Source organism: Gammaproteobacteria bacterium, assembly GCA_030949385.1.
GTDB lineage: Bacteria > Pseudomonadota > Gammaproteobacteria > JAUZRS01 > JAUZRS01 > JAUZRS01.
The window spans coordinates 88,027-105,148 of the sequence record JAUZSP010000001.1 but is presented as its reverse complement, the minus strand read 5'-3'; the positions used below and the strand labels follow the sequence as shown (position 1 = coordinate 105,148).

The window sequence follows — 17,122 nt, the reverse complement described above, 5'->3', positions numbered from 1 at the left end:
TTTTAAAATCCAAACCGTGCTAAATCGTCAATACGGTGTTCCCAAACCCAGTCAATACCTTCAGCCGCTTCATAGCCAAGGTAACCAGAATCAAAATAACCACATAAAAACAGGTCAAAAGTGACTTTTTCGCCGTATGTGTGGCGAAGTTGTTGAATTTTGATGGCTTCTTCTTTACGGCGTTTGTTTGTGTTGGTAAAATCGCCAGCAGACTTTGCTTCAAACAATGCTGGGAAATCACCTTTCTTTGCGTCCTTACGCATGATTACAGCATCAACTGGGATATTAACCTGCTTACCTTCGTCGCCTTGATTCACTTGCACATTGAACCGAAATGAAAAAGTGCCGTTAGGCATAGAAAGCCAATCTTCAGCTTCACCTGATTTAAGCTCACGATACCCACGGGCTTCAAACCATACCTTCATGGCCGCAAGTTGCCGTTGTTCTTGAGCATTACGAATAATTGGGTCAGCGACAGCACCGCATAGCCGATCAGCAACGATAGTTGATGCACGACGAACTTCTTCTTTAGAACCCTTATCCCCACGATCTTTCCAGACAAATATATCAGGGTCTGCCATTTTCTCAATAATCACACCGATCATTTTAAGTTCTGTAATTAGTTTAGGCTGCTTCATCTTTGGAGGAACACGAGCGTCTTTCTCCATGCTTTTCACTAAATTAGGGGTTACACCAGCAAGCCCTATTAGGCGATCTCGAGCAATGGGTGGGCAAGTCGTCATTCTGAGCATTGACAAAACTGAAGGATGACTTATAAGCGTTTCAGGAAGTATATTCGTCAAGTTTTCAGTCCAAGTAAGGGCTTCTTCCACTTGTTTGGTGGTCTCAATGCGAGTATCCCTAAATGCTTTTGGAGCGAATGTCATAAACCATTTATTATAAAAATCAACTGACTTAGCAACGTCAGCCTTCCATAAATCTACTTTGTTTCTATTTACTGCCACTTTAATACCTTAACTGCTTCTCAGAAATTATATGAATTATCTCATTATTCAACTTGCAGATCTCGATGAATTTATTTGAGAGCCCTAACGGTTCTGCGGATAACCAGCGCTCCGTTGAAAATTTATTTTCATAAGGTTCGTCCGGTTCAGGCGCTTGATGGACTGCGCGCAGCGACGGCCAGCAAGGGGATGGACATCCGCAGAACCGATGCAGTAGGCGCGGAGCGCCTGCTGCATCGCCAAAATCAGCGGCAGATTAAAGTGGCGCGGCTTTTTGCGAATAGCAAAAACCGTGACGCTTTAAGCTGTCCGCTGGATTTTTTTGTTAGGTGCTATTTGCAGTATTTTATTAATATCGAATTATCTACAAGGTGCTTTGAAATTTCATAATCTGGATTTAATGTAGCCAAGTTGTGAGCAGCTATACCTACAACTGATGCCAACCCAAGCACTCCTGTTATTCCACCGAATAAGGTGCCTCCAGAGGCAGCAACTCTTCCATAAGTGTATATACGACAACTAAAACCCTGAATCTCTATTGCAGTTTCAACAACTAAAACTGCATCACTTATTCTTCCGCTTAGTCCTATAAGCTCGAATGTTTTTTCTCCTTTTATTAATTCCGCAAGTTGTTTATCTTCTAAGTCGTCATAATTAATCTTCATAATATCCTAATTTTTAAAACCTGAATTCAAAAATTAAACCAACGATAGTTGGCTTTATTACTAAATAGAATTTAGTCTTTTAACCACTTATACAATCCATAACCAATAGCACCTACTGCCAAAGGTGCGGCTGCGGTAATAGCAAGTCCAGTAGCCATACCTCCACCAGCTACAGCTCCAATAGCTGAAAGCCCAGAGGTTATACCCGTAGCTCCCAAACCAGTTACCACACCCGCACTGGAAACTGCGGCAACAGATCCAGCTGCTCCTGTTGCTGCACCAGCTCCTGCTGCTTTAATTCCATCATTTTCATCACTCATGACATTTCTCCGAGTTTTTCACCCTAAAAAGTAAAACAAGTTAGACGCTGGGCATATTGAGCACCTAACGGTTCTGCGGATAACCGGCGCGCCGTTGAAAATTTATTTTCATAAGGCTCGTCCGGTTCAGGCGCTTGATGGACTGCGCGCAGCGTCGGCCAGCAAGGGGATGGACATCCGCAGAACCGATGCAGTAGGCGCGGAGCGCCTGCTGCATCTCTGTAATAAACGGCCAGTGGCCGTTTATTTAGTGAACACGGCCAATTCTTAAAGTCTTTCTATCTCGTTAAAAACCAACAACTTACATAAAAACCAACACAATATTGGCAAAAAAAGTACGGCCACAGGCCGTGTTATCAGTCAAACCCCAATCATTTAGGCCATTTATCAAACCCGTTAGGAATTAAAACACACAATAAAACCAGTATTTTCAAACAGTTAAATAAAAACCCCCAACGCCATCACAGAAAAAAACGGCGTAAAAAGAATTTATAACCCAAAGCACCTCTTAAAGCAAGCCCCCAAACCCAACACCCCAGCGCAACATGATTGCAATACGCTCAAAGCACCTTATAATCCAAATTCTTAATCACAACCGCAAGCAAGATAAAAACACCCCATGTCCCACACCCTCGAAGATCAAATGATCGCCCTAGCCGCGCTCTTCCAAGCCACCCATCAAGTCAAAGCCTTCGCCTACCACGGCAAAGGTGACAACGACGCTTTTGAGCCACTGTTACAAAGCTTGTTTAAACTGGAAGCCAGCGACGTAGAGGACATTTACGGCGGACAGGTTCCCCTACGCGGCGGCCTGATCGTGCTGCGCGACCAACTGCAAGGCGGAGAAGACAAACGGGATGTGGATCTGACCCGCTACGTCATGACCTTGATGCACCTAGAACGCAAACTGATCAAAGACACCGCAATGCTGAACCGCATTCAACGAGGCATTCAGGCGGCACAGGAGCAGCTGGAGCATTTCGGCCCCCTGCACGAAAACATGATCGCACGGCTGGCGGGGCTGTACGGCGACACCATCAGCACCCTGCGCCCTCGCATCATGGTCAACGGCAACAACAACCACCTGCAAAACAACGACACCGCCGCCCGCATCCGAGTCCTGCTGCTGGCGGGCATTCGGGCTGCCGTGTTGTGGCGACAGTGCGGAGGCAGTCGCTGGCAGTTGCTGTTCAAACGCAGCAAAATGGTCGCTTGTGTTGATCATTTATTGCGCGTGACCACCCACTGAGACCCCCATGACCCTCACCACTCTGCTGGAAAACGAAACCACCGTGCGCCTGAGCTTTTTCATTGGCGTATTCCTGCTGATGGCACTGTGGGAGAGCCTCAAACCCTGCCGCACTCTTCTGGTGAGCAAACCCAAACGCTGGCTCAACAACCTCGCACTGGTGGTGCTCAACAGCATCGTCCTACGACTGATCTTCCCCACCGCTGCCATCGGCATGGCCACCTTTGCCGAACAACAACAGTGGGGGCTGCTCAACTATTTCTCCCTGCCCGAGGGGCTGGCGGTGCTGTTAGCGGTGATCCTGCTCGACTTGGTGATCTATTTTCAGCACGTTCTGGTACACGCTCTGCCCATGTTGTGGCGGCTGCACCGCGTCCACCACAGCGACCTCGATTTTGATGTCACCACCGGCCTACGCTTCCATCCGCTGGAAATTCTCTTCTCCATGACGGTTAAATTTGCCGCCATCATTCTGCTCGGGCCCGCAGCGGTAGCGGTGTTGATCTTCGAAGTGATTCTCAACGGCGCGGCGATGTTCAACCACAGCAACATCAGCCTGCCGCCCAAACTGGATCGGGTGCTGCGCTGGGTTCTGGTCACCCCCGACATGCACCGAATTCACCACTCCGTAGAAGAGGACGAAACCAACAGCAATTTTGGTTTTAATCTGCCGTGGTGGGATCGCCTCTTTGGCACCTACCGCGCTCAACCTCGCCAAGGTCAGCAGAAGATGAACATTGGCCTTCACGGGTTTGAAAGTGTGAACCAGTGCTCACGTTTACACCGTCTGTTGCTGATCCCTTTTTCTCAAAAAGTCGGCGGTTACGTTCTCAATCGACGCAGTTGGCCACACAATCCCTCTAAATAACAATCCTAAAACCACCCCACCGTAGGGCGCATTAACCAAAGGGCAATGCGCCAATAAAAACAAAAAAGAGCCAACACCCTCCTTGCATAAGCCGCCGCCTATCTTCTTTTTCTTCCCCATTTTTCAGCCAATCAGGCAAAAAAAACCGCCGATCTTCTAAACCATTACAGGCAAAAAAACAGCTCTTATACTCCGCCGCTTCAAAGGAACTCCCCATTTGACGAGGATAACGCGCGTGAAAAAAGCACATTTTATATTCACGCTTGTGATGACGCTCAGCGCCTGTGTTGCAAATAAAAACAACAGCAACCCACAAGTAGAGACACAACCCAACAACGACAACGGCATCGCCCCCCTTGCCGAAATCCACTTCCCCACCGCCATCGCCCTAACCAACAGCCCGCAATTACAGGTCAGTGGCAGCGCCCGCGACAGCGACCCCATACAAGGCATTTGGGTCAACGGCGTGCAAGCGCAAAGCAGTGATCAATTCGCCCACTGGAGCGCCATCATCCCTCTGCGAGAAGGCGACAACCGCATCGTGGTGGAGACCCTCGACAGCCACGGCAACCGCAACCGCACGGCGGCCAAAAGCCTGATCAAACGCCAAGCGGTCTTTCTCGGCTCACCGGCCAGCCTCACCTTAGACGCGCGCCAACAACACGCCCTGCTGATCGACAGCGGCCAAGACCTGCTCATCAGCATCAACCTTGCCTCCGGCCTGCGTAAAATTCTCTCCACCAGCAGCAAAACCCTGCCACTGAATAAAACCCACAGCATGGTGCTGGATGCCGTCCACCAACGGCTCTTGGTCGTCGATCCCAAAGGCGTCATGAGCATTGACCTCAACAGCGGCCAGCGACAACGATTCTCTGGCAATCAAAGAGGCAACGGACCACCGTTCTCTTGGCCTGACAGCGTAGTACTTGACCCGATCAACAACCGCGCCTTGGTGCTCGACTCCTACCTAAAAGCCCTGTTTGCCGTTGATTTGGAGAGCGGCAATCGACACATTCTGTCAGACAACCAGAGCGAAGGCAGCACCGTACTCACTTGGCCGGTGGGGCTGGCGCTGGATGCCAATCAACAACGCGCCTTTGTGGTGGACACCTACCAAGATGCGCTGATCGCCATCGACCTCAACAGCGGTCTGCGTCAGCGGGTTTCCTCTACCTCAAACAACACCGATGCGATTATGGGTTTTCCTGAAAGCGTGGTATTTGATCCCGCCAATGACCGTATTTTGGTGCTGGACTCACTCCTAAAAGGGTTGTTGGCCATCGACCTGAGCAGCGGCCAACGCCAGATCCTCAGCAGCAGCGAGATTGGCAGCGGCCCACAACTGCTGACCCCCATTGATCTGAGCCTCAATCACAACAGCGGTTTGGCCTTGGTGATCGACAGCAACCTCTCCGCCCTCGTGAGCATCAATCTGCTCAGCGGCGAACGACGCATTCTCTCCGGCGGCAAGGTCATCGGAGCAGGTCCGGCGATGATCAACCCCAATAACACCGTATTGGATAAAAACAATCGGCGTATTTTAATCGTGGATGAGTATCAAGACGCGCTTCTGGCGGTGGATTTAGAAACCGGTGACCGCACGATGCTGTTTGAAGGTGGCATGGGCAGTGGCCCCAATGTCAGCTCACCGGCCAACATCGTCATGGATAACGCAGGCAACCGTGCCTTGATGGTGGATTCTTATCTGGATGCTCTGATCTCCATTGATCTGGAGAGCGGTGAACGCACCGTGATTTCCGATCAGCAAACCGGCAACGGCCCCAATCTCAAACTGCCGCAAGGCATCACCCTAGATGCCGCCAAAAATCGAGTTTTGGTGGTGGATGCGTATCTCAAAGCCTTAATCGCCATTGATCTGAAGAGCGGTGATCGCAGCGTACTCTCCGACAACCACACCAGCTCGGGCCCCGACTTTAGCGATCCCGTCGGCATTGCGCTGGACAGTTATCGTGATCGGGCGTTGGTCACCGATGCCAACCTCAACGCCTTGGTGGCGATCAATTTAAGCAGCGGTGAACGCATCATCGTTTCAAAATAGTTACTCTCCTCTTCGGCTCTCATTCGAGAGCTGTTTTTTAATCTCTCCCATGCGGAAAAAGAAAATCCAACTCTGGCCCTTTCGGCACAATACCGGTCGGATTTACGCTGTGGTGACTGGCGTAATAATGGTATTTAATCTGCTGCATGTTCGCCGTCTGCGCCACCTCAGGGTATTGATACAACTCTCGCGTATACGCCCAAAGATTAGGGTACTGCCGTAGCTGTTTTTTATTGCACTTAAAATGGCCGTAATAGACCGAATCAAAGCGCAACAGTGTGGTAAACAAGCGCCAATCCGCTTCTGTGATCTGCTCACCAACCAAATAACGCCCCGTTGATAAGCGCAACTCCAGCTCATCCAGAGTCTGGAATAACAGATCAAAGGCTGTTTCATAGGCGGTTTGTGAGGTGGCAAAACCAGCACGATAAACGCCGTTATTCACCCGCTCATAAATCACTGCATTAATAGCATCTATCTCCCCGCGCAACGCTTCAGGATAAAAATCCAAATCAGCCTCACCATACGCATCAAAGGCCGAATTAAACATGCGAATGATCTCAGAGGATTCGTTGTTTACAATCGTCTCGCGCTGTTTGTCCCACAACACCGGCACCGTCACCAGTTGATCCGCATCGGCACCGGCTTTGGCGTAGAGCTGATGCAGATACTCAAACCCGTAGAGATGATCCCCCGTCGAACCCGGATAAGCACCAAAACGCCAACTCTCAACAGGCATCAACGGATGCACCACCGAGAGAGAAATCACCTCTTCCAAGCCTTTCAAGGCACGAAAAATCAACGCCCGATGTGCCCACGGGCAAGCATGGGAGATGTACAGATGATAACGCCCCGCTTCCGCTTTAAAACCGCCCTCACCACTGGCTCCCGCCTCACCATCGACGGTCACCCAATTTCTAAATTGGGAAGTCACTCGTTTGAATTCGCCTTGCATGTTCTAACTCCTCTGTGATTGATCTTAAACACACCTCACCCCCGCCGAATATCCATCGCCTCACGCAGCGCATCACCAATAAAAATCAGCAACACCAACGTCCCCACCAGCACCCCAAAGGTGCTCATGGAGAGCCACCACGCATCAATGTTCTCTTTGCCCTGTGACAGCAATTCACCCAAACTTGGTGTTGAGGGCGGCACGCCCAAACCGAGAAAATCGAGGCTGGTCAGCGCCAAAATAGAGCCGCTGATGCGAAAGGGCAGAAAGGTAATCACCGGGGTCATGCTGTTGGGCAACAGATGCCGCCACATAATCTGCCGATTTCCGACCCCCAGCGCGTGCGCGGCGCGCACATAATCCATATTACGCCCGCGCAGAAATTCAGCACGAACGTAATCCGCCAACCCCATCCAGCCAAACAGCGACAGCAAAATAATCAGCAGCCAAATGCTCGGCTGGAAAATAGACGAGAAAATAATCAGCAAATAAAGCTCCGGCATCGAACCCCAGACCTCGATAAAACGCTGCATAAAGAGATCAAACCGCCCCCCTAAATAACCTTGCAACGCTCCGGCTAAAATACCGATCAACGTCCCCACCACGGTCAACGCCAAGGCAAACAGCACCGAAATACGAAAACCGTAAATCAACCGCGCCAGCACATCCCGACCCCGATCATCGGTGCCCAACAGATTATCCGCCGAAGGCGGTGCAGGGTTGGGGTGCTCGGTTTCAAAATTGATGCTGTTGTAACTGTACTGATTCAGAGGAAAAATAGCCCAGTTTTCACCGCCCTCAAGCTGCTCGCGAATAAACGGGTCGTTGTAATCCGCTTCGGTCTCAAAATCACCGCCGAAAGTGGTCTCGGGGTAACTCAACAACAGCGGCACATACAGCTCACCTTGATAACTGAGCAGCAGCGGTTTGTCGTTGCTCAACACCTCAGCAAACAGGCTCAAAACAAACAGCAACGAAAAAATCCACAGGCTGTAATAACCGCGTCGATTGGCTTTGTAACGCCGCCACGCCCGCGCCGCTGGCGAAAGTGCCTGCACCGCCTTCACGCCGCTCATGAAGCCGACTCAAATTGAATCCGAGGATCAATCAAAACGTAACTCAGATCCGACAACAGTTTTGCAATCAAGGCCAAAATACTGAACATATACAACGTCCCCAAAACCACCGGATAATCGCGCTGCAACACCGACTCATAGGCCAGCAGACCCAAACCATCCAGAGAAAAAATCTGCTCAATCAACAGACTGCCGGTAAAAAAAGCACCCACAAAGGCTGCCGGAAAGCCCGTCACCAGCGGAATCATCGCGTTACGAAACACATGCCGATACATCACCGCATTTTCCGATAAACCCTTGGCGCGCGCGGTGATCACATACTGTTTGCGAATCTCTTCGACAAAACTGTTTTTGGTTAATAAGGTCATCACCGCCAAACTGCCAACGGACATGGCTGTGATCGGCAACACCATATGCCATAGATAATCCGTCACTTGGCTCCACCACGGCAATTGATCCCAGTTGTCCGAGACCAAGCCTCGCAGCGGGAACAGATCCCAAAAACTGCCCCCTCCCAGCAGAACCAGCAACGTGATGCCCAAAACAAACCCCGGAATGGCGTAGCCGATTAAAATCAAGGTGCTCGTCCAAGCATCAAAACGCGAGCCGTCTCGAATCGCTTTTTTAATCCCCAATGGAATCGAAACCAAATAAGTGATTAAAAAGGTCCAAATCCCCAAGCTAATGGAGACCGGCAATTTATCCACCACCAACTCCATCACCGATTTATGGTGAAAATAACTGTCACCAAAATCAAAACGCAGGTAGTTGCCCATCATGATCACAAAACGTTCATAGGCCGGTTTATCAAAGCCGTATTGGCTGCGAATTTTGGCAATAATTTCAGGGTCCAGCCCCTGTTGACCGCGATAAAGACTCTCTGATCCAGAGCTGGCTTCCGCCACCCCGCCTTTACCGGACAGCTGATTGACCATCTGTTCCACCGGCCCTCCTGGGACAAACTGAGTCACCAAAAAGGTGATCAACATAATACCAAACAGGGTCGGAATCATCAGCAGCAGACGTTTTAAAATATAGGTCAACACATTAAGGCTTCTCGGTAGACCACCAGGTTTTCAGCATCCAATCGGTGGCTGAAAAATAGAGTGGTAAGGTTTTTGGGTAGGCAAATTTATTCCAATAGGCGATGCGGTGTGTGTCGATGTACCAATTGGGCAGCAGGTATTCCCCCTGCATCAAAACCCGATCCAACGCTTGCGCCGCCACTTTCAGCTCGGCGCGATTTTTGGCGTAAATTATGTTATCCAGCAACGCATCCACCACCGGATCTTTCAAACCCATGTAGTTACGCGAACCGTTTTGATCCGCAGAATCAGAATGAAACATGGCTTTCAGCTCATTACCAGGCGATTGAGATTGACCGTAGCTGACCACCATCATGTCAAAGTCAAAGGTGTCGGCGCGGCGTTGATAGAGCGAGGTATCAACGGTGCGGTAGTTCATCTGTATTCCCAACTTTTTTAAGTTGCTCGCAAAGGGAGCCAAAATGCGCTCAAAGCCTTTTTGCGCCAATAAAAACTCAAATTCAAACACCTTGCCGTTTGCATTCACCAACTGACCCTGCTTGATCTGCCAACCGGCAGCGGTCAGTAATTTTTTCGCTTGGCGTAAATTGTGACGCAACTGGCGACGATTGCTGCTCACAGGTGGACGGCTTTTTTCTGCAAACACCGCCACAGGCAGTTGATCACGGAATTCATTTAACAGCGCCAATTCCGCACCAACGGGTTTACCCGCATCGGCGGCCAACTCGGTGTTGCTAAAATAGCTGTCACAGCGCACGTATTGACCGTAAAACAGGCTTTTATTCGACCAATCAAAATCAAAGGCCAGAGTCAAGGCACGCCGCACCCGTCGATCTTGAAACACCTCACGCCGACTGTTAAACACAAATCCCTGCATTCCGGCGTTGTTGCTGTGCGAGACCGTCTCTTTTTTGATCAAACCCTGCTTAAATTTACTGCCATCATAATCACGCGCCCAACGCTTGGAGTGATTCTCCAGCTGAAAATCAAACTCACCGGCTTTGAAGGCCTCCAGCGCCACGGTCATGTCTTTGTAATATTTAAACGTCACCGAATCAAAATTATAAAAACCGCGCCGACTGTTCAACTCTTTTGCCCAATAATCGGGGTTCTTTTCATAACGGATGTACTTGCCGGTCTCAAATTTAGCCACTCGATACGGGCCACTGCCAATGGGGGTTTTACTCACCACCTTGTCAAACGCCTTATCCCCCACCCAAGCGCGAGAAAAGACCGGCAACTCACCCAAGATCAGATGCAGCTCTGGGTTTTTACGCGCGAAGTCAAAACGAATGTTACGTTTATCCAAGACCACCGCGTGCTTGATGTCAGCCCAGTAAATACGAAATTGCGGATGCGCTTGATCGCTGCGCAAGGTATCAAAGGAAAATTTCACATCTGCACTGGTCACCGGATCGCCATTGGAAAAACGCGCTTCGGCATTGAGACGAAACTGCACCGACAGACCATCAGCCGCCAGCTCAATGTCTTCGGCCAACAGGCCGTACATACTAAAGGGCTCATCCAAGCTTTTTTCCAGCAAGGTCTCAAACACCAGACCATTCAAACCCTCAGCAGAAAGGCCTTTTAATAGATAAGGGTTTAAGGTCTCAAAGGTACCAAAACCGGCCAAGACCAACTCACCGCCTTGAGGCGCGTTGGGATTACTGTAATCAAAATGATCAAATCCAGCGGCGTATTTTGGGCTATAACCCAAGCCCATCGACGCTTGAGCCAGCAGCAGAGAAGGCAACAGAGAGAGCAGAAGAGCAACAGAGCCAAAAAACAACCGACTCAGAGGAGTAATTTTGAGCATCAACGATTCCTTTGCTAGAAAAAAAGACAATTCTAGGGTATCTTACCGCGCGATACAGACTATTATTCAGCACACAAAAAAACAACCGGAGTTATTCATGGGCTTCCTTCAAGGAAAACGCGCTCTCATCGTTGGGGTCGCCAGTAAAAAATCCATTGCTTGGGGTATTGCTCAAGCCCTGCATCGTGAAGGTGCTGAGATTGCGCTCACCTACCAAAACGAGCGTCTAAAAGAACGCGTGACACAATTCGCCGCCGACTGCGATTCTGAGATCGTCATGCCGTGCGATGTCGCCAGTGACGATCAGATCGAAGCGGTCTTCACCGAACTGGGTAAACATTGGGATGGTCTGGACATCATTGTCCATTCCGTCGCCTTTGCCCCCAAGGAACAACTGGAAGGTGATTACACCGCTCAGGTCGATCGTGAAGGCTTCAAGCTGGCACACGACATCAGCTCCTACAGCTTCGGCGCACTGGCCAAAGCGGGGCGTGAAATGATGGAAGGCCGTAACGGTTCGCTGCTGGCTTTGAGCTTCATCGGCGCTGAAATGGCGATGCCCAACTACAACGTCATGGGCGTTGCCAAGGCGAGCTTGGAAGCCAATATGCGCTATCTGGCCTACTCTCTTGGCCCAAAAGGCATCCGTGTTAACGCCATTTCGGCGGGGCCTGTGCGCACCTTGGCCGCTGCGGGCATCGGTGATTTTCGTAAATTGCTCGATTACGCCGCCGATTGCTCTCCGCTGCGCCGCAACGTCACCATTGATGAGATCGGCAATTCCGCCGCCTTTCTTTGTTCAGATCTGGCCAGTGGCGTCACCGGTGAAGTGATGTACGTGGACGGTGGCTTTAATATCTCGGCGATGCCCAACCCTTACATCTGATTTATCATTTTGTCAGCGGCATAAAAAAAGCCCGACCTAGGTCGGGCTTTTTTGTCTCTGTTTATTTCCCACGCGGAAGCAGAGGAACTTAAAAGCTCATGTTACAGATCAGCGCGACGAACGATCTCCGCTTTTGACTTCAACACCTCAAGCCACGCGCTGTATTCTGCCAAACCACGGGATTGAGCCAGACGATCATTGTTCGCCGGAGCCGTTTTACTTTTATCCGCATCCGACGTCTTATCCTCCGCTTTAACCCCACTCAGAATCAGCACCGTCTGATCCCCCGAAGGCAGGCGCACCAGATCAAAATTGCGTTTGCCTGCTGCCGGTTTGGCCATTTTGAACAACTGCTTCAACAACGCGGGTTCTTGCGCTGTTTCATTGCGCCCGACCCACGTTGCTTCGTTGTAGTTCAATTTAGCCTCATCCACCAAGGCTTGCACAGAGTCACCAGCTTTCAGCGCCGTTAACAGCTTATCCGCCGCTGCTTGCTGCGCAAGACGGGCTTTGCGATCCAGCAACACAGTTTTGATCTCATCGCTGACCTCAGCCAAGGGTTTGACCCGAGCAGGCTGATGCTCTTTCAAACGAATCACCAACTGATGATTGTCTGCCAACTCCAACACGGCACTGTTGCGCCCCTCTTGCAATACCTCTTCGCTAAAGGCGGCTTGGCGCACTTGTGGGTACTGGGCGATGCCTTTCACACTGCCACGTTCAATCCAGTCAGAAACCTGCACCTTCAGTCCAGTGGCCTCTGCTGCTGGCGAGAGGGAGTCAACGTTTTCGTAACTTTCATTACCGAGCAGTTCAGAGCGGTCGTAAAAGATCGACTCTTCCACCTTTTTCTGTCTCAGTTCCACTTCCAACTCAGCGGAAACCTCGGCAAACGGCTTAATGCTTTCCGCTTTAATCTCTTTAAGCTGAATCAGATGCAGGCCAAATTGGCTCTGCACCGGCTCACTGATCTCACCCGCTTGCAGGGCAAACAGCGCCTCTTCAAAGGCTTTAACCATCATGCCTTTTGCAACGCTGCCCAGATCGCCGCCCTGTTTGGCAGAACCGAGGTCTTCCGAAACGGCTTTAGCAACATCCGCAAAGGATTCACCTGCTGCCAAACGAGCCTTGATCGCCAACAACTCCTGCTGACGTTTTTCAATCTGCTCATCGGAAGCATCGGCAGAAAGTTTCAACAAAATATGGGCTGCAACCCGCTCTTCAGTGTTGGTCAAACTCGCTTTACGCTCAGCATAAAGGGCTTGCAGCTCGTCCGCTTCAATCTCCACCTCAGGCAACAACACCTCGGCATCCAGCTCCAGATACTCCAGTTTGACTTTTTCAAGGTACTGATAACGAGCTTGGTTTTCCTTGAAATACGCTTCGACTTCCGCCGCAGAGACCGTGGTCTCTTGACGATAATTGGCCAACGGCAACGCAATGGAGGCCACTTCACGCTGCTGCTGCTTCAAAAGTTCGATCTGCTGCTGCTCACTGGGCAGCACAAAGGCGCTGTCCACCAAACCTTGACGGATTTGATCCAAAGCGGCTGCACGGCGCACCGAGGCTTCAAACTGCGCTGAGGAGTAACCGATGGAGCGTAATTGTGCTTCATAGGTGGTGCTATCAAAGCGCCCTTCTTTTTGAAACACCTTCTCGGAGCGAATCTGCTTAGCCAACAGGTCATCGCCAATGCGATAACCCTCTTCATCAGCAGCTTGGCGCAACAGTTCACGGTTGATCAACGCTTCCAAGGCTTGCGCTTTCAAAAACCCGCCATCGCCCATACCGGCAGGCAATTTACCACCGAAGGCTTTTTGCAGCCGATTTTTCTGCTCAGCGTACTCTCGATCCAACGCCTGCGAAGAGATTTCAGCCCCGTTGACCAAGGCCACATAGCTGCTGCCATCACCGCTCAAATAGGAGCTGATACCAAAAAAAGCAAACGGAATAATAATCAAACCGATGATTCCGTAAGCCAACCATTTTGAGTTTTTTATACCATCGCTAAAAGACTGTAACATTGCTGTAGACCAATCCGTTTAAGAGTAGGAAGAAAATTTATACTGAATCAACAGTTAAAAAAAAAGGCACCTAATAGGTGCCCTTCTTCATGATGCTGGCGGAGCGGACGGGACTCGAACCCGCGACCCCCGGCGTGACAGGCCGGTATTCTAACCAACTGAACTACCGCTCCAAAAATGGTGGGTGTTGAGGGACTTGAACCCCCGACATTCGCCTTGTAAGGGCGACGCTCTCCCAACTGAGCTAAACACCCTAGATCAGAAGCGCGCTAGTTTACTGCATCTTTTAACGCTTTGCCAGCTTTGAAACTCGGTACATTGGACGCTTTGATTTCAATCTCAGCACCGGTACGTGGGTTACGGCCTTTACGCGCTTCACGATGACGCACTAAAAAGGTACCAAAACCAATTAAGGTAATCTGTTCACCGTCTTTCAAACTGCTGGAAACAACATCAACCATAGAGTCAAAGACTTTGGCTGCGGTTGTTTTAGGCACATCTGCATTCTCAGCGACGGCTTCAATAAATTCTGTTTTATTCATCTCGCATTCCCTCAGGTGGGTTCTTGGTTCTTAAAATTTTTTACTTGCTCGAATCACTTCGCTTCCGCTCAGCCTCTCCTCTAACGCGGCGAGGATTTATACCAAGCCGAGCAAAGGGCTGTCAAGCAGAAGCCAGCGTAATTTTAGCCTATTTTAATGATGGCGCAGCGGTTCGGCTTTTTTAGCCTCTTTTCCCTTTGCATCATCACCACTCTTATCCGATTTTTCTTCGGGCAGAGGCGTAGGCATGTGTTGCAATGCCATATCCAACACCTCATCAATCCAACGCACAGGACGAATGTCGAGCTTGGCGACAATATTAGCTGGGATTTCGGCCAGATCTTTGCGGTTTTCCTCTGGAATCAGGATCACCTCAATGCCACCACGGTGTGCCGCCAGCAGCTTCTCTTTCAGACCACCAATGGGCAGCACCTCGCCACGCAGAGTGATTTCACCGGTCATGGCCACATTGGCCAGCACCGGAATGCCCGTCAATGAGGATACCAGCGCCGTACACATGCCAATACCGGCACTGGGACCGTCTTTGGGAGTTGCCCCCTCTGGGACGTGAATATGAATGTCCTGCTTCTCATGGAAGTCCGCTGCCAGCCCCAAAAGCTTGGCGCGACTGCGAACCACGGTCATGGCCGCCTGAATGGACTCTTTCATCACATCGCCCAACTGGCCGGTGTTGCTTAAACGACCCTTACCTGGCATTACTGCCGACTCGATGGTCAGCAGTTCACCGCCGACTTCCGTCCACGCCAAGCCGGTCACCTGACCGACTTGATCACTCTCTTCAGCACGACCGTAACGGAAACGATAAACCCCCAGATATTTATCCAGATTATCGGCCTTCACCACCATCTCGCCGTCAATTGTCTCCAGCAAAATTTCTTTCACTACTTTACGACAGATTTTGGAGATTTCACGCTCCAAATTACGCACTCCCGCCTCACGGGTGTAGGTGCGCACAATCTGCTGAATCGCCTCTTCTGTGATGTTCAGCTCGCCTTTTTTCAAGCCGTTGCTGCTTATCTGTTTCGGCACCAGATAACGCATGGCGATGTTGATCTTTTCGTCTTCCGTGTAACCAGGAATTCGAATCACTTCCATCCGATCCAACAACGGCCCTGGAATGGCCAAACTGTTGGAGGTGGCAACAAACATTACATCGGAAAGATCAAAGTCCACTTCGAGATAATGATCATTAAAGGTGTGGTTCTGCTCGGGATCAAGCACTTCCAATAGAGCTGAAGAGGGATCACCACGAAAATCCATCGACATCTTGTCGATCTCATCCAGCAAAAACAGCGGATTTTTCTTCTCTACCTTGATCATGTTCTGGATGATCTTACCGGGCATGGAGCCGATGTAGGTGCGACGATGACCACGAATTTCCGCCTCATCACGCACGCCACCCAAGGCCATACGAACAAACTTACGCCCTGTAGCACGAGCGATGGAACGCCCCAGAGAGGTCTTACCCACTCCAGGAGGCCCCACCAGACAAAGAATTGGCCCTTTGAGTTTTTTCACCCGTTGCTGTACTGCGAGGTACTCCAGAATGCGTTCTTTGACCTTATCCAGACCGTAGTGATCTTCAGCTAAAACGTCTTCGGCAGCAGAGATGCTGCTGTTGACTTTGCTGCGTCTGCGCCACGGCACACTCAACAAGGTGTCAATGTAATTGCGCACTACCGCTGCCTCAGCGGATTGAGCCGACATCATTTTTAACTTCTGAATTTCGGACTCGGCTTTTTCCCGCGCCTCTTTGGGCATTCCGGCTTTTTTAACCTTCGCCACCAGATCTTCGATCTCATTAGGCGCATCTTCCAATTCGCCCATCTCTTTCTGAATGGCCTTCATCTGCTCATTCAGATAGTATTCACGCTGGCTTTTTTCCATCTGCTGTTTGACCCGACCACGGATGCGCTTTTCGATCTGCAACAGATCCAATTCGCCTTCGATCAAGCGCATCAAGTGCTCCAGACGATCCTTCGCCTTCACCACCTCCAATACTTTCTGTTTTTCTTCTAACTTCAATGACATGTGCGCTGCGATGGTGTCCGCCAGACGCGAAGGTTCATCAATCCCCGCCAAGGAGGTCAATACCTCTGGCGGGACTTTTTTATTCAATTTCACATATTGATCAAACAGACCCATGATCGAGCGAATCAAGACTTCCACTTCACGGTCGTCGTCAAGCACTTCTTCTTCAATCAGACTAATATTGGCACTGAAATAATCGCCCTCTTCGGCCACCAACTCGGTAATTTCAGCCCGTTGGGTGCCTTCAACCAAGACCTTAATGGTGCCATCAGGCAGTTTCAGTAGCTGTAAAATGGTCGATAAGGTACCAATGGGGTGAATCTCAGATTCATTCGGGTCGTCTACCTCAGCGCTTTTTTGCGCCACCAACAACACCTGTTTATTGCCTGACATCGCCGCATCCAAGGCATTAATCGATTTTTCACGCCCCACAAACAGCGGAATCACCATGTGCGGATAAACCACCACATCTCGCAACGGAAGTACGGGAAGCATCGTTACCTGACCGCCTGTCACCATCGAACTGTTATCGTTGTCCATTAGAGCATCCTCGTTAAAATTAGGCTTGCAAAGACAATAGGGGCAAAAGCCGCCATTTC

Annotated in this window: 14 protein-coding genes and 2 tRNA genes; 4 read left to right on the top strand and 12 right to left on the bottom strand. The window is 50.3% G+C overall.

Annotated elements, in window-relative coordinates:
* Positions 1-2 precede the first annotated feature (2 nt).
* The 3 genes from Q9O24_00455 to Q9O24_00445 form a co-directional block, all read right to left on the bottom strand.
* Positions 3-965, bottom strand: a complete 963-nt coding sequence (locus Q9O24_00455) for a XamI family restriction endonuclease (GenBank protein MDQ7073655.1) — start codon at positions 963-965, stop codon at positions 3-5.
* Between the two features lie 332 nt (positions 966-1,297).
* Positions 1,298-1,630, bottom strand: a complete 333-nt coding sequence (locus tag Q9O24_00450; GenBank protein MDQ7073654.1) for a hypothetical protein — start codon at positions 1,628-1,630, stop codon at positions 1,298-1,300.
* Between the two features lie 71 nt (positions 1,631-1,701).
* Positions 1,702-1,950, bottom strand: coding sequence for a hypothetical protein (locus Q9O24_00445; GenBank protein ID MDQ7073653.1), 249 nt, complete (start codon positions 1,948-1,950; stop codon positions 1,702-1,704).
* A 619-nt stretch (positions 1,951-2,569) separates the two neighbouring features.
* Here Q9O24_00445 and hflD point away from each other — a divergent pair.
* The 3 genes from hflD (at position 2,570) to Q9O24_00430 (ending at position 6,126) form a co-directional block, all read left to right on the top strand.
* Positions 2,570-3,199, top strand: coding sequence for a high frequency lysogenization protein HflD (hflD, locus tag Q9O24_00440; GenBank protein MDQ7073652.1), 630 nt, complete (start codon positions 2,570-2,572; stop codon positions 3,197-3,199).
* A 7-nt stretch (positions 3,200-3,206) separates the two neighbouring features.
* Positions 3,207-4,067, top strand: coding sequence for a sterol desaturase family protein (locus tag Q9O24_00435; GenBank protein ID MDQ7073651.1), 861 nt, complete (start codon positions 3,207-3,209; stop codon positions 4,065-4,067).
* 235 nt (positions 4,068-4,302) lie between these two features.
* Positions 4,303-6,126 carry a hypothetical protein gene (locus Q9O24_00430; GenBank protein ID MDQ7073650.1) on the top strand — a complete coding sequence of 608 codons (1,824 nt, stop codon included), beginning with the start codon at positions 4,303-4,305 and terminating at the stop codon, positions 6,124-6,126.
* Between the two features lie 37 nt (positions 6,127-6,163).
* On the opposite strand, the gene Q9O24_00425 is transcribed toward Q9O24_00430, so the two are convergent.
* From Q9O24_00425 to Q9O24_00410, 4 genes are read right to left on the bottom strand one after another with little or no spacing between them, the layout of a single operon-like run.
* Positions 6,164-7,081, bottom strand: coding sequence for a glutathione S-transferase family protein (locus tag Q9O24_00425; GenBank protein ID MDQ7073649.1), 918 nt, complete (start codon positions 7,079-7,081; stop codon positions 6,164-6,166).
* 35 nt (positions 7,082-7,116) lie between these two features.
* A complete protein-coding gene (locus Q9O24_00420; GenBank protein ID MDQ7073648.1) occupies positions 7,117-8,157 on the bottom strand; it encodes an ABC transporter permease in 1,041 nt (346 codons plus the stop codon).
* Positions 8,154-9,203, bottom strand: coding sequence for a microcin C ABC transporter permease YejB (gene yejB / locus Q9O24_00415; protein ID MDQ7073647.1), 1,050 nt, complete (start codon positions 9,201-9,203; stop codon positions 8,154-8,156). Before yejB ends, Q9O24_00420 begins: the two co-directional genes overlap by 4 nt.
* Position 9,204: 1 nt before the next feature.
* The gene (locus tag Q9O24_00410) at positions 9,205-11,019 is read right to left on the bottom strand and encodes an extracellular solute-binding protein (GenBank protein MDQ7073646.1); all 1,815 of its coding nucleotides are present in this window, start codon (positions 11,017-11,019) and stop codon (positions 9,205-9,207) included.
* Between the two features lie 97 nt (positions 11,020-11,116).
* Here Q9O24_00410 and Q9O24_00405 point away from each other — a divergent pair, with 97 nt between their 5' ends.
* The gene (locus Q9O24_00405; GenBank protein ID MDQ7073645.1) at positions 11,117-11,905 is read left to right on the top strand and encodes an enoyl-ACP reductase; all 789 of its coding nucleotides are present in this window, start codon (positions 11,117-11,119) and stop codon (positions 11,903-11,905) included.
* Positions 11,906-12,006: 101 nt separating this feature from the next.
* Here the strand turns inward: Q9O24_00405 and Q9O24_00400 are convergent, their stop codons facing one another.
* The 5 genes from Q9O24_00400 to lon all read right to left on the bottom strand — a co-directional run bounded on the left by Q9O24_00400 (position 12,007) and on the right by lon (position 17,063).
* Positions 12,007-13,929 carry a SurA N-terminal domain-containing protein gene (locus tag Q9O24_00400; protein ID MDQ7073644.1) on the bottom strand — a complete coding sequence of 641 codons (1,923 nt, stop codon included), beginning with the start codon at positions 13,927-13,929 and terminating at the stop codon, positions 12,007-12,009.
* A 96-nt stretch (positions 13,930-14,025) separates the two neighbouring features.
* A tRNA-Asp gene (locus tag Q9O24_00395) sits at positions 14,026-14,102 on the bottom strand.
* Positions 14,103-14,107: 5 nt separating this feature from the next.
* Positions 14,108-14,183 (bottom strand) — tRNA-Val (locus Q9O24_00390).
* 15 nt (positions 14,184-14,198) lie between these two features.
* On the bottom strand, positions 14,199-14,471 hold the full coding sequence (locus tag Q9O24_00385) for an HU family DNA-binding protein (GenBank protein MDQ7073643.1): 273 nt from the start codon (positions 14,469-14,471) through the stop codon (positions 14,199-14,201).
* A gap of 153 nt (positions 14,472-14,624) precedes the next feature.
* Positions 14,625-17,063, bottom strand: coding sequence for an endopeptidase La (gene lon, locus Q9O24_00380; GenBank protein ID MDQ7073642.1), 2,439 nt, complete (start codon positions 17,061-17,063; stop codon positions 14,625-14,627).
* Positions 17,064-17,122 lie beyond the last annotated feature (59 nt).

Coding starts and splice junctions, on each gene's coding strand:
- Q9O24_00445 (MDQ7073653.1), bottom strand. CDS start 1,950: ATGAGTGATGAAAATGATGGAATTAAAGCAGCAGGAGCTGGTGCAGCA.
- Q9O24_00400 (MDQ7073644.1), bottom strand. CDS start 13,929: ATGTTACAGTCTTTTAGCGATGGTATAAAAAACTCAAAATGGTTGGCT.
- Q9O24_00425 (MDQ7073649.1), bottom strand. CDS start 7,081: ATGCAAGGCGAATTCAAACGAGTGACTTCCCAATTTAGAAATTGGGTG.
- hflD (MDQ7073652.1), top strand. CDS start 2,570: ATGTCCCACACCCTCGAAGATCAAATGATCGCCCTAGCCGCGCTCTTC.
- lon (MDQ7073642.1), bottom strand. CDS start 17,063: ATGGACAACGATAACAGTTCGATGGTGACAGGCGGTCAGGTAACGATG.
- Q9O24_00450 (MDQ7073654.1), bottom strand. CDS start 1,630: ATGAAGATTAATTATGACGACTTAGAAGATAAACAACTTGCGGAATTA.
- Q9O24_00435 (MDQ7073651.1), top strand. CDS start 3,207: ATGACCCTCACCACTCTGCTGGAAAACGAAACCACCGTGCGCCTGAGC.
- Q9O24_00410 (MDQ7073646.1), bottom strand. CDS start 11,019: ATGCTCAAAATTACTCCTCTGAGTCGGTTGTTTTTTGGCTCTGTTGCT.
- Q9O24_00420 (MDQ7073648.1), bottom strand. CDS start 8,157: ATGAGCGGCGTGAAGGCGGTGCAGGCACTTTCGCCAGCGGCGCGGGCG.
- Q9O24_00385 (MDQ7073643.1), bottom strand. CDS start 14,471: ATGAATAAAACAGAATTTATTGAAGCCGTCGCTGAGAATGCAGATGTG.
- Q9O24_00405 (MDQ7073645.1), top strand. CDS start 11,117: ATGGGCTTCCTTCAAGGAAAACGCGCTCTCATCGTTGGGGTCGCCAGT.